The following is a 12,732-nucleotide window of genomic DNA, read 5'->3' on the forward strand; positions in this document are numbered from 1 at the left end:
TCCTGATCTTGCGCCGGGCGCTCCGGCTCGGGCTGGTGGCGGGTCTCAGTTGCGGGGGGAGAGTCGTTCGCGCAGCACCGCGGCGATGCGCTCGGCGACGACGATCGCGGGGACGTTGGTGGCGACGCGGGGCATGGCCGGGAAGACCGAGGCGTCCGCGACGGTGAGTCCCTGGACGCCGCGTACGGTGCCGTCGGCGTCGACCACGGCGTGCGGGTCTCCGGGCCGGCCCATGCGCATCGTGGCGCTGCCGTGGTTGTAGTGGGCCGGTGCGCGGCGGATGGTGTCGGCCAGTTCCCGGTCGCTGATGTCCGGGCCTGGCACCCGTTCGTCGGCCAGCAGGTCGGCCAGGGGCGGGGTGCGGGCCAGGCGGCGCGCCAAACGTACCCCGTCGGCGACCCGTTCGGCGTCGTCGGCGGCGGTGTACAGGCCGAGGTCGATGGTCGGCGCGGCCTCGGGGTCGCGCGAGGCCAGCCGTACGCTTCCCCGGGAACGGGGCTGCACGCAGGAGACGAAGAAGACCATGTCCCAGCCGGTGGGGTGGTTCTCGGCGCGCGGTACGAACTGTTCGGGCAGGCTGCCGGCGGGTACCGCCGCCGAGGGCAGGATCTGTACGTCGAAGTCGGGTTCGTCCGGTCCGGTGGCGACGCTGAGGGCGCTGCCGAACACCGAACGGGCTTCGGTCCCGGGGGGTTTGGCGGCGTGGACGTTCCAGTAGGCGGGGTGTTCGGTGAGGTTGCGCCCCACCCCGGGCAGGTCGGCGACGACGCCGATGCCGAGTGCCGCCAGGTCGTGGCGGTCGCCGATGCCGGAGCGCAGGGCGATGGCGGGCGAGTTGTAGGCGCCCGCGCTGAGCACGACGTGCCGGGCGGGGATCTCCTCCCCGGTGGCGAGGCGTACGCCCCGGGCCCGGGTGCCGCGGAACAGCACCCGGTCGACGAGTGTCCCGCCGCGCACCCGCAGGTTGGGGCGGTCGCGGACGGGGTTGAGGTAGCCGATGGCGGTGCTCAGGCGTATGCCGCCGGACGCGCTGAGCGGGGTGCGGGCGAAGCCGGGTGCGCCGGGTGCGTTGAAGTCGTCGGTCTCGGGGTGTCCGAGGTGTGCGGCGGCCCGTTGTGCGGCGACGGCGTGGCTGCCGAGGTCCTCGGGGGTGCCGAGCGTCATGCGGTAGGGGCCGCCCAGGCCGTGGTACTTCTCCTCGCCGTACGGGTAGTGCTCCATCTCCCGGTAGAGGGGGAGCATCCGCTCGTAGCCCCAGGCGGCGCCGGCCGCGGCGGCCCAGGCGTCGTGGTCCGACGGCCGGGCCCGCATGGCGATGCAGACGTTGACGGAGGAGGAGCCGCCGATGACGCGGCCTCGTGGGACGGGGACCTCGTTGCCGAAGGCGTCCGGGACGGAGCGGTAGCCCCAGTCGTAGGTGTAGGGGGCGTAGGTCGCGTCCTTGATGCCGTCGGGTATGGCGTCGGTGGTGGCGAAGTCGGGGCCCGCTTCCAGGAGCAGGACCGATCTGCGCGGGTCGGCGCTGAGCCGGTTGGCGAGGACGCAGCCGGCGGATCCGCCGCCGATCACGATCACGTCGTAGGTCATGGCGGCCGCCTACCCGGGCCGGCCGGCGGCGGGTCGCGGGTCGGGCGCTGGTGCCGGTGCTGGGGCGGTCATGGTGCTGCCTCTCGCGGGTGCGGGGTGTTCCAGTGGAGGTGCAGTTCTTCGAATCCGCGGGCGATGACCAGCCGTTCGCGGGTGCGGGAGCCGGTGGGGCCCAGGCGCAGTCCGGGGAGCCGGTCGAGGAGCAGCGGGATGGCGACGCGGAGCTGGAGCCGGGCCAGGGCGGCGCCGAGGCAGGCGTGGACGCCGCGCCCGAAGGCCATCTGGTGGCGGCCCGGCCTGGTGCGCAGGGCGAATTCGTCCGGGTCCTCGAATACGCATGCGTCCCGGTTGGCGGAGCCCCGGTGGACCATGACGCGGTCGCCGGGGCGGAGGTGTCTGCCGCCGAGTTCCGTCTCCCGTGTCACGGTGCGGAACAGGCCCTGGACGGGGGACTCGTAGCGCAGGGTCTCCTCGACCATCGTTTCGGCGGATGCCTGGCCGCTGCGCAGGGCGGCGAGCTGGGCCGGGTTCTCCAGGAGGGTGACGAGGCCGTTGCCGATGGCGCGGGTGACGGTGACGTGGCCCGCGATGATCAGGTTCATCACGATGCGCATGAGTTCCACGTGGTCGAGGCGTTGCTCGATGCCGTACCGCGCCAGGGAGGAGACGAGCGAGTCCTCGCCGGCCCGGTGCGGGTCGTCCAGCAGTGCCATCACGTAGTGCTGCATGGCGACGACGTCGCGGGCCCAGTCGACGCGTTCGGCGGGTTCTCCGGTGCCGACGGACAGCTTGAGCCAGTTGGAGCTCCACTGCCGCAGCAGCGGTACGTCGCGGGGCGGTACGCCGAGGATCCGCGCCATGACCATCAGGGGCAGGGGCCAGGCGTAGCTCTCGATGATGTCGGTGGAGCCGTCCTCGGCGAACCGGGCGATCAGGTCTTCGGCGGTGTCCCGGACGAACGGTTCGAGCGCTGCCACGCGCCGTGGTGTGAAGACGCGGTTCACCGCCACCCTCAGCCGGGTGTGTTCCTCGCCGTCGCTCTCGGTCAGGTTCGGTGTCAGTGACCAGCCTTCGGCCAGGACCTGTTTCACTTCGTCGGATTCGGGTCCGGCGGTGATCCGTACGGCGCTCTCGGAGGAGAACGTCTCGGGGTCGTGGACGACGCGCACCACGTCCTCGTGGCGGGTGAGGATCCAGATGTCCCGGTCCTGGTCGTGGAGGACCGGGCACTGGGCGCGCAGCCGCGCGTAGAGGGGGTAGGGGTCGGCCAGCTGGTCGTCGGAGGTGGGGTCGAAGGTGGGTGTGGCGGTCATCGGGGGCCCTTCGGCTGCGGCCTTCCGGTGGTGCCGCGCGGTGGCGGCCCGCCCGTGCGGCCGGGGTCGCGGCGGTTGGCGCACATCGGTGTTCTCCCTCGTGGTGTGGGGGCCCGGGTCACTCGGCGGCGGCCAGGGCGGGCACCGCGCTCCGGAGCTGCCCGGGTCCGGCGGCCAGTGGCCGGGCCGGGCCCGCGTGGTCCGGGCCCGCCGGGTGGGCCAGGGGGGTCACCGGCTCGGACAGGAAGGTGTCGTGGACGATCTGGGTCGCCGCGGCCAGGTCGCCGCTGCCGGTGAGCACGCTGAGCCGGTTGGAGGTGACGTGGAGGTCGGTGCGGGCGGCGCCGGCCGAGCGCAGGGCTTCGAGGAGGCGCAGCGGCGCGTACGGGTGCCTGCCGATGCCCAGGCCGACGACGCAGAGCCGGGCCAGGTTGGTCGTCCAGTGCGCTTCGTCGAGGCGGATGCCGTGGTCGGTGTCGGCCAGCAGTTCCCGCATGTCCTCCACGCTGTCCTCGGGGAGGGTGAGCGCGATGTCGCCGGCGTCCTCGGTGCCGAGGTTGCCGTAGCGGCGCAGTTCGACCTCGGTCTCGCGTTCGGCGAGTTCGCCGAGCAGGCGCAGGACGTGGTCGGTGGTGATGCGCCGCAGTACGCAGCGGACGAGGCCGGAGCGGCCCGCGACCCCGGCGATGGGGCGGCTGCGGCCGGCGGGGGTCCAGGGCTGCCCGGTTGCCGCGCCCGCTGTCCGGCGGCCGTCGCTCACCCAGGTCTGGGGGCCGGTCGCGGCACTGTTGGAGCGCACCTTGAGGTCGACGCCGTGGGTGCGGGCGTAGTCGACCGAGTCGGATGCGAGGACCTTGGCGCCGCTGACGGCCAGTTCGGCCATCTCTTCGTAGAGCAGGGCGGTGTGCCGGCGGGCGCCGACGACGGTGCGGGGGTCGGCGGTGTAGACGCCGGCGACGTCGGTGACGATTTCGCAGTGGTCCGCGCCGAGTGCGGCGGCGAGGGCGACGCCGGTGGTGTCGGAGCCGCCCCGGCCCAGGGTGGTGCGGGCCCCGGTGGTGATCGACCGGCCCTGGAAGCCGGCGACGACGGGGATGCTTCCGCCCGCGAGTTCTTCCCGCAGCCTGTGCGGGTCCACCGCCACGATCGTGGCCCGGCCGTGGCGGTGGTCGGTGCGGATGCCTGCCTCGGGGCCGCTGAACGAGCGGCTGGCGACGCCCTGGTGGTTGAGTGCCAGCGAGAGCAGTCCGGCGGACGCGGCCTCGCCCGTGCAGAGCAGGGCGTCGAGTTCGCGTGCGTCGGGGCGGGCGGTCACCTCGGATGCGAGGCGGAGCAGTTCGTCGGTGGCCCCGCCCATGGCGGACACGACCACGACGACTTGGTTCCCGCCTTCGCGCGCCGCCCGGATCTGCCGTGCCGCTTCGATGACCTTTTCAGGTGTGGCGACCGATGTTCCGCCGTATTTCTGCACTATGAGCGCCATCTCACGCACTCTCTTCCTTCAGATCCGTGGGACGTGGAAGGCGTGGTCCGAGCGCCGCGCCGGCCGCCGGTCCCGGGGCGGCCGGATGGCCGGCTCGGGCTCACTGCTCGTGGAGGAACTCCCGGATGGCGTAGCCGACGTGCCGCTGGTCGGTCATGGTGTGGCCGAGGATGACGTCGCCGGGCCGCAGCTCGGTGAAGTTGTGGACGCTGCCGCCGGGGCCGAGCGCCCGGACGTGCCAGTCGTCCTGGCCGACCATGTCCACGAGCTGGCCGCCGCGGGTACGGGCCTCGATCCGCAGCATCGGGCGGGACTCCATCTTGATCCGGCCGACTACCACGGTGCGCACGCTGCCGTCCGTGCTGACGGCGAGGATCTCCGATCCGCAGTGCAGTTCGGACAGGTACTGGGTGCGGTTGCCGGGCGTCAGGGTGTAGGAGGACAGGGCGGCCGCGTTCACCCGGAACGGGCGGGTGGGCATGTACGGCAGCGGGTGGGTCTCGCTGCTGACGAGCACCAGTCCGGTGGAGTACGAGCCGACGAGGATGCCCTCGTTGGGGCGCAGGTGGGAGCAGGTGTCGACGCAGACCCGGTCGCCGAGGCCGAGGTGGGTGAGCTGGACGATCTCCAGCTCCTCCATCTCCAGTGCGGTGGCCTCGCCCCGGGTGACCTGCACCAGTTCGGTGGCGTCACCGACGCGCTTGGGGGACATCAGCACGGCGTCGGAGCCGCGCTCCAGCACGCCGATGGTGGTGGCCGCGTCCTCGACGTCCTCGACGACGGTGACGATGGAGCCCTTGGCCTTGTCGGCGGCGGCGAGCAGGATCTCCAGCGGGATCTTGCTGGGGTCCTGGCGGAACTCGACGAGGGTCAGCTCCGACTCGTTGGCGATCCGGCAGGCGAGCTCAAGGGTCTGCTCGTCCAGCACCTTGATCAGGACGCCGGAGCGCAGGCCGGGGCGGATGCCCTCGAACTTCTCGGCGATGCTGTGGTCGGCGATCAGGATGTCGACCACGCCGACGAGCTGGTCGATGAGGGTGGTGGGGGTCTCCCCGGTGACGACGGCGGCCTTCTGCACGTTCGGCGGGACCTTGCCGGCCAGTTCGGGGTCGTCCAGCACGATGGTCTCGATGCCGATGTGGGTGCCTTCTTCGACGATGGCGGTGGCGAGTTCGGCGGCGGTGCCGCGGAGGTCGAGCCATGCGGATTTCATGTTCGCACCTTTGGTTGTGGGTTGCGTGCCTGTCGTGGTCGCGCTGCACGTTCCGGCCGGTGACGGGTCGTCACGGTGTGCGGTGGGGGGTCGGCGGGCAGGGGCCGCCGGGGGATCGCCGGGTGGGGATCGCCGGGTGGGCCGCCCGTCAGAAGGTGGCCTCGGACAGTTCCTGGCGCAGGGCGGCCAGGGCTTCCAGGGACCGGGGTCCGGCGTGGACCCGGTGCGCCACCGCGCGGGCCAGTCCGCCCGGGTCCTGGGCCTGGAAGATGTTGCGTCCGACGGCGACGCCGAGCACGCCGGACTCCATCGTGCTGTCGATGCGGCCGAGGAACTCCCCGGTGTCCTCCAGCACGCCGCCGCCGGCGGTGACGACCGGGATCGGGCTGGCCGCGACCACCTCGCGCATCGTCAGGGGCGAGCCGGTGTACGGGAGCTTCACGATGTCGGCTCCGAGGTCCGCCGCGACGTTCGCCGCGTGTGCCAGCAGGACCGGATCGGCCGGATCGGTGATGCGCGGGCCGCGCGGGTAGACCATCGCGAGCAGCGGCAGACCCCAGCGGGCGCAGCTCCCGGCGATGTTGCCGAGGTCGGTGAGCTGGGCGGCCTCGGTGGTCGATCCCAGGTTGATGTGCACGCTGACGCCGTCGGCTCCGAGTGCGACCGCTTCTTCCACGGCGCCCACGAGGATCTTCGCGTCCACGTCCGGGGCGTGCTGCGTGCTTCCGTTCAGGTGGACGATCAGTGCCAGCTCTCCGAGTGCTTCGGTCGGCAGGAACCGGACGCGCCCCTTGTGGACGATGATGCCGTCCACCTCGTTGGTGGCCATCGCCTCGACGAGCCCGGCGAATCCGGCGGCGGAGGCCACCGGTCCGTCGGCCAGGGAGTGGTCGAGCGGAACCAGGAACGTGGTCCCGGAGGCCGAGTGGAGAATGCGCTGGACCCGACGGTCCTTTCCGGCCCAGCCGTATGAATCTGTCATCTCTCAACACCCCGTCCCGAACCCGGATAACCAGATCGGTTGTCCGGTGCGCATTTCGATGCGCTTTCTGTGGAAGTTTTTTTCGGTATTTCCGGTGTTGCTTCAACGACAAAACCAATGAATTCACTGAACCGTCAAGCCCCGCGCTTTTTCTGCCTTTCGGGGTTTACCGCCTGCCGCCTCTGTTCGGCCGGCATCGCCCGGCGCTGGGACAGCCGCGTGGCCAGGTCCTGCCAGGTCTGCACGCTCGCCTGGGCGAGTTCGGTGACGAAGTCGAGGCAGTGGTCGGGCAGGTCGAGGACGAGGCCTTCCTGCGCCTGTGGGTCGATGGCGGCCACCGCGAGGACGCTCAGCAGCAGGCGGCCGGACTGTTTGAAACGTAACGAGGGGTCGGTGCGCAGGGAGCGCAGCAGCGCGGTCGACCTGTCCAGCCCGGCCGGCCCCGGTGGCGCGGCCTGCCCGCCCGGCGTCTCCGTGCTCCGTACGGGTGGGGTGCGCCGGGGCCCGGGGGCCGCCGCCCCGTTCGCCCGGTTGAGCTGGTCGCGTACGTCGCGGACGGTGCCGGTGGACACGCCGGCGACCGCGCTCACCGCTCGCAGGGAGGAGGCGGGTTCCCGCAGGAGCATCTCCTTGGCGCGCTCGCGCCCGGCGGCGGTGCTGACGGGCCGTACGCGGCCGTCCCGGCCGATCCTGGTCTGTCCTCCGGGGCGGCCGACCGCCTCGCGCAGGGCGGCGATCGTCTTGGGCGACAGCCCGACGGCCGACGCGATCGCGCGGTTCGACCAGTCCTCCTGCTCGCACAGGATGCGCGTACCGGCGGCTTTGCGGTCGGCCAGCGACAACGGCAGGCCGTGCCGCACGTTCAGCCGTACCGCCAGGACGAAGGCGCTCGCGTCGTCGCCGTCGAACCAGCGGGCCCGGATGGCCGGTTCGCCCCGGAGCTGGGCGGCGCGGACCCGGTGCACGCCGTCGACCACCCGGCCGGTGCCGCGCTGCACGACGATCGGCGGCAGGTCGGTCTGCGATTCCGCCAGGACCCGTATGTGCTCGCCGCTCTCGCCCGCGGAGCGCGGCGAGTGGGACAGGTCGAGCGTCGTGATCGGGATCCATTCGGCGTCCGCGCCGGCGTCGGGGTCGGTGTACTTCGCCTCAACGTCCAAGCGCTCCGGCGGGTGGACGTGCGCGTCCCGCTGGAGCGTTGTTTCGCTGTTCGTCACGTTCGACCACTCCTCAGCCACACCCGCCGCGTTCGGTCAGGGGCGTCAGAGTCTGCGCGCACTCCGACCGACCCGGCGTAAGAATACCTACGACAAGGTATTTTTCTGCAACCGTCATGCAGCACTCCTCGCGATGTGCAACCGGGGAAATCCCCGGTTGCACATCCGGTGACCGGGCGGACGGCAATCCCGGGGACGCGGCGGTCCCGGGCGGGGCGTCGGTGCGGACGCGTCGTGCGTGTGCGTGGTGCGTGTGCGTCGTGCGGACACATCGTGCGTGATGCGTGTGCGTGGTGCTGTACGGACGCTGGTGCGGTGCGCCGTGGTCCCCGGCGGGAATCCCGTACGGTCCGCGCGGGCGGAATACCGGCCGGAATCGCGCACGCTTTTCCCCCGCCGGTATCCCCCCCCTTTCTTTCCCCGCGATACGCTGGCCGCGCTTTGGCCTCCGGAGCCCTCTGCTCCCATGCGCCGGCCTCGGCCCTTCGCGGCCTTCTTCGGCTTTCGGACGGGCTCATGTGCCGGAAAGAATTCGCGGTCACAGAAAGGCGTGGTCATGGGTAATGACTCACCGGGCACCTCCACGCGAGCGTCCGTGCGGAAAAGCCGGAAGCAGCGTATCGACGCGTTGTTCCGTGCCGAGCCGGAGCTCGCCGGCAGCATGCCGGTGGCCGGCGTCTTCGAGGAGGGCGCCGGGCGCGGGCCGCGCCTGTCCGAGATCGTCAGGCGGACCCTTGCCGCGTACGCCGACCGGCCCGCGCTCGGCGAGCGGGCCAGGCAGTACGTCGACGTGGACGGACGCGTCACCCGGCAGTTGCTGCCCCGGTTCGACACCGTCTCGTACGGCGAGCTGTGGTCGCGGCTGAGCGCGGTCGCGTCCGACTGGTACCACCATCCGCAGCACCCGCTGCGCGAAGGCGACTTCGTGGCGATCCTGGGCTTCGCCGGAACCGACTACACCACGGTCGACCTGGCGTGCGGTCAGATCGGGGCGGTCGCCGTGCCGCTGCACGCCAACGCCTCGGTCGACCACATCCGCCACCTGGTGGCGGAGGCCGCCCCGCGTGTCTTCGCCACCAGCGCCGACCGGCTGGCGACCGTGCTCGAAGCGCTGGCCGGGCAGACCTCCGTGCGCCGGATCCTCGTCTTCGACCACCACCCGGAGCCGGCCGCGCACCGGGAGGCGCTGCCGGCCGCCGGACAGCCGGCGGCCACGACGGGTGCGCCGATGTCGCTGGAGCTGCTGTCCGACGTCATCGGCCGGGCGGGCTCGCTGCCGCCGGTACCCGAACTGCCGCCGGACACCAGCGCCGACGGGGCGCTGTCGGCGCTGGTGTACACCTCCGGCAGCACCGGCACGCCCAAGGGGGTGATGTTCCCGGAACGGACGGTGTCGCTCATGTGGCGCCCGCCCACGGGACCCGACAACGCCTACCCGCTGATCACGGCCAACTTCCTGCCGCAGAGCCACCTGGTCGCCAGGAGGCTGGTGATCAAGACGCTGGCGACCGGCGGCACCGCGCACTTCGTGGCCGACAGCGACCTGTCCACGCTCCTGGACGACCTGGCGCTGATCCGGCCGACCGAGATCGCCATGGTGCCGCGCGTCTGCGAGCTGCTCGCCGAGAGCTACCACGCCCGGCTGGGCCGGGGCGCGGCAGGCGGTGAGCCGGGCGACGCCGACCGCGCCGAGGTGATCGCGCACCTGCGGGACCACGTGCTGGGCGGGCGGATCATCCACGCCCCCTGCGGGTCCGCGACGCTGGCCCCGGAGCTGGCCGAGTTCGTCCGCGACGACCTGGACGTCCCGCTCCTGGACAGTTACGGCACGACCGAGGCCGGTCTGGTGATGCTGGACCACCGCGTGCAGAGCCCTCCGGTGCTGCACTACAAGCTCGTGGACGTGCCCGAACTGGGCTATTCCACCGCCGACTCCCCCCACCCGCGCGGCGAACTGCTGGTCAGGACCGCGCTGATCACCCCCGGTTACTACCGGCGGCCCGAGGACACCGCCGAGGCGTTCGACCGGGACGGCTACTACCGCACCGGCGACATCATGGCCGAGACCGCGCCCGGCGAACTGGCCTACGTGGACCGGCGCAAGAACGTGCTCAAGCTCTCTCAGGGGGAGTTCGTCGCCCTGTCCAGGGTGGAGGCGACGCTCGTCGCCAGCCCGCTGGTGCGGCAGGTCTTCGTGTACGGGAACAGCTCCCGCTCCTACCTGCTCGCCGTGGTCGTGCCGACCCCCGAGGCGGTCGCGCGGGCCGGCGACGGGGCGGCGCTGAAGGCGGCGCTCGGCCGGTCGCTCCAGAGCGTCGCGGCGCAGGCCGGGCTCGCGCCGTACGAGGTCCCGCGCGACCTGATCGTGGAGACCGTGCCGTTCAGCCAGGACAACGGCCTGCTGACCGACTCCACGAAGCAGCTGCGCCGGCGGCTGAAGGAGCGGTACGGCGAACGGCTCGAACAGCGCTACGCCGAACTCGCCGAGGGGCAGGCCGCGGAGCTGCGCGCGGTGTGGCAGGACCGCGACCGCCCGGTCGCCGAAACGGTGGCCCGCGCTGCGCAGGCGCTGCTCGCGGGGCTCGACGCCGAGCCGGGGCCCGAGCAGCGTTTCACCGACCTGGGCGGGGACTCGCTGTCGGCGCTGTCCTTCGCCAACCTGCTGCGGGAGGTCTTCGGCGTCGAGGTCCCGGTCGGAACCATCCTGGGTCCGGCCAACAGCCTGGGCGAGATCGCCGGCCAGGTGGAACGGCTGCGCGGCGCGGCCCCGGCGCGGGCCACCTTCGCCTCCGTCCACGGCGAGGACGCCACGACGGTGCGGGCCGGGGACCTCACTCTGGACAAGTTCATCGACGCCGCCACGCTCGCCGCGAGCACCGCGCTGCCGGGGCCGGCCGGTGAGCCGCGCACGGTGCTGCTCACCGGGGCCAACGGCTACCTCGGCCGGCTGCTGTGCCTGGAGTGGCTGGAGCGGCTGGCCCCGGTGGGCGGCACGCTGGTCTGCCTGGTGCGCGCGGCCGACGACGGCGCCGCGCGGCGCCGTCTTGAGGAGGCTCTGGACAGCGGGGACACCGTGCTCAAGAGCCGGTTCGCCGAGCTCACCGCCGGCGGTGCGCTGCGCGTGCTGGCGGGCGACGTCGGTGCGGCGCGGCTGGGTCTGGGCGAGCGGGACTGGCGGGAGCTGACGGCCTCGGTGGACCTGATCGTGCATCCGGCGGCGCTGGTCAACCACGTGCTGCCGTACCGGCAGTTGTTCGAGCCGAATGTGGCCGGCACCGCCGAGGTCGTCCGGGCCGCCCTGACCACCCGGCTGAAGCCGGTCGTGTACGTGTCCACGGTCGCCACGGCCTCTCACGGGGCGGCCGTGGACGAGAGCACCGACATCAGGGCGGGCATCCCGCAGTACGCGGTCGACGGGGGCCACGCGGGCGGTTACGCCGCCAGCAAGTGGGCCGGTGAGGTGCTGCTGCGTGAGGCGCACGACCTGTGCGGGCTGCCGGTGACCGTGTTCCGTTCCGGCATGATCCTGGCGCACGCCCGGTACACCGGGCAGCTCAATGTGCCGGACACCTTCACCCGTCTGCTGGTGAGCCTGATCGCGACGGGGATCGCGCCCGACTCGTTCTACAGCGAGGCGCGGGGGGAAGGGCCGCGTGCGCACTACGACGGGCTGCCGGGCGACTTCGTCGCCGCCGCGGTGGCCGCGCTGAGCTTCGGCGTTGCCGGGTTCCGTACGTTCAACGTGGTCAACCCGCACGACGACGGTGTCTCGCTGGACACCGTGGTCGACTGGCTGGCCGAAAGCGGGATCGCCGTCCGCCGGGTCGGCGGCCACCGGGAGTGGCGCGAGGAGTTCGAGGCCGCGCTGTCGGCGTTGCCGCGGGCGCGGCGTCCGTACTCCCTGCTGCCGCTGATAGCTGCCTGGCGGGAGCCGCTGGTGCCCAGCACGACGTCGGCGCTGCCCGCCGGGCGGTTCCGGGCGGCGGTGCGTACGGCCGGTGTCGGCGCCGAGCGCGACATCCCGCACCTGACCCGGGCTCTGATCGAGAAGTACGTGGGGGACTTGCGGTCTCTGGATCTGATCTAGTACACCGGGTCTGATCCAGTACCGCACCGTCGCGACCGTGTCGCCCGTCGCCCGATCGGCTCGGGCGACGGGTTCCGGCCCCGAACACCGATGTCCAGTCGTCCCGGAACACATGGGCAGCGGGACGTCGCCATAAAATATACCTTTGCGAAGGTTTTTTCTCTGAACGGAGAATCCGTGTGACTCAGGGGCGTGCAATCCGTACCCGGGAACAGGTGCTCGACGCAGCGGCGGAGGAGTTCGCCGCGCATGGCTACATGGGGACGACGCTGCTCGACGTGATCCAGCACACCGGTATGACCAAGGGTGCGCTGTACGGGCATTTCTCCTCGAAGGAGGATCTGGCGGTGGCGCTGATCGAGGAAGCCGGGGCCGAGCTGAGCGCACGCGCGGCGCGGACCGGCGGGTCCGGCACGGCGGCGGTGCGCACGTTGCGGGAGACCGTGCTCGGTCTTGCCCGGCACCTCCGCCAGGACAGACGGGCCCGGTCCGCGCTGCGGCTGGCGGTGGAGACCCCCCATCTGGACCGGCACGACATTGGGCTCGTCCAGCGGATATGCCTGCCGCTGACCCGGGCCGTCACACAGGCCCAGGCCGGTGACGGGGGCATGGGCGGGTACCCGCCGGAGGCCGTGGCCCGCCTGTTGGTATCGGCCTTCTTCGGGGTCCCCCATCCCGTGCCGCACGACGACGCCGACGCCGGGCGGCGGTTCGACGACCTGTGGGCAGCCGTGTCCGGGCCGCAGAAGGACGAGCACACCTCCAGCCGGCGGGAGCCCTGAAGTGCCGGCCCCCGCCCTGCCGGCCACCCCGCTCCGGCCCGGAAGACGGGCGGGCCCGGCCAAGGACG

At 72.3% G+C, this 12,732-nt stretch carries 8 protein-coding genes; 2 read left to right on the forward strand and 6 right to left on the reverse strand.

Translation table 11 applies throughout. From position 1 onward, the window contains the following. Positions 1-45: 45 nt before the first annotated feature. From P8A18_RS33335 to P8A18_RS33360, 6 genes are all read right to left on the reverse strand, one after another. Positions 46-1,587 (reverse strand): GMC family oxidoreductase, encoded by a 1,542-nt coding sequence (locus P8A18_RS33335; protein ID WP_306061418.1) that lies wholly within the window; start codon positions 1,585-1,587, stop codon positions 46-48. A gap of 68 nt (positions 1,588-1,655) precedes the next feature. Then, positions 1,656-2,900, reverse strand: coding sequence for a cytochrome P450 (locus P8A18_RS33340; protein WP_306061420.1), 1,245 nt, complete (start codon positions 2,898-2,900; stop codon positions 1,656-1,658). A 118-nt stretch (positions 2,901-3,018) separates the two neighbouring features. After that, the gene (locus P8A18_RS33345) at positions 3,019-4,383 is read right to left on the reverse strand and encodes an aspartate kinase (RefSeq protein WP_306061422.1); all 1,365 of its coding nucleotides are present in this window, start codon (positions 4,381-4,383) and stop codon (positions 3,019-3,021) included. A gap of 100 nt (positions 4,384-4,483) precedes the next feature. Further along, entirely contained in the window at positions 4,484-5,596 is a 1,113-nt protein-coding gene (locus P8A18_RS33350) for a 3-dehydroquinate synthase II family protein (protein ID WP_306061424.1), read from the reverse strand. Positions 5,597-5,744: 148 nt separating this feature from the next. Further along, positions 5,745-6,578: a 2-amino-3,7-dideoxy-D-threo-hept-6-ulosonate synthase gene (locus tag P8A18_RS33355; protein ID WP_306061426.1), complete on the reverse strand. Its 834-nt coding sequence runs from the start codon at positions 6,576-6,578 to the stop codon at positions 5,745-5,747. Between the two features lie 134 nt (positions 6,579-6,712). Beyond that, on the reverse strand, positions 6,713-7,795 hold the full coding sequence (locus P8A18_RS33360) for a ParB/RepB/Spo0J family partition protein (protein ID WP_306061428.1): 1,083 nt from the start codon (positions 7,793-7,795) through the stop codon (positions 6,713-6,715). A 556-nt stretch (positions 7,796-8,351) separates the two neighbouring features. Here P8A18_RS33360 and car point away from each other — a divergent pair. Further along, positions 8,352-11,882, forward strand: coding sequence for a carboxylic acid reductase (car, locus tag P8A18_RS33365; protein ID WP_371933809.1), 3,531 nt, complete (start codon positions 8,352-8,354; stop codon positions 11,880-11,882). Positions 11,883-12,097: 215 nt separating this feature from the next. Continuing rightward, positions 12,098-12,664, forward strand: coding sequence for a TetR family transcriptional regulator (locus P8A18_RS33370; RefSeq protein WP_306061432.1), 567 nt, complete (start codon positions 12,098-12,100; stop codon positions 12,662-12,664). Positions 12,665-12,732 lie beyond the last annotated feature (68 nt).

Origin of the sequence: Streptomyces sp. Mut1 (genome assembly GCF_030719295.1) — a bacterium.
GTDB classification, from domain to species: Bacteria; Actinomycetota; Actinomycetes; order Streptomycetales; family Streptomycetaceae; genus Streptomyces; species Streptomyces castrisilvae.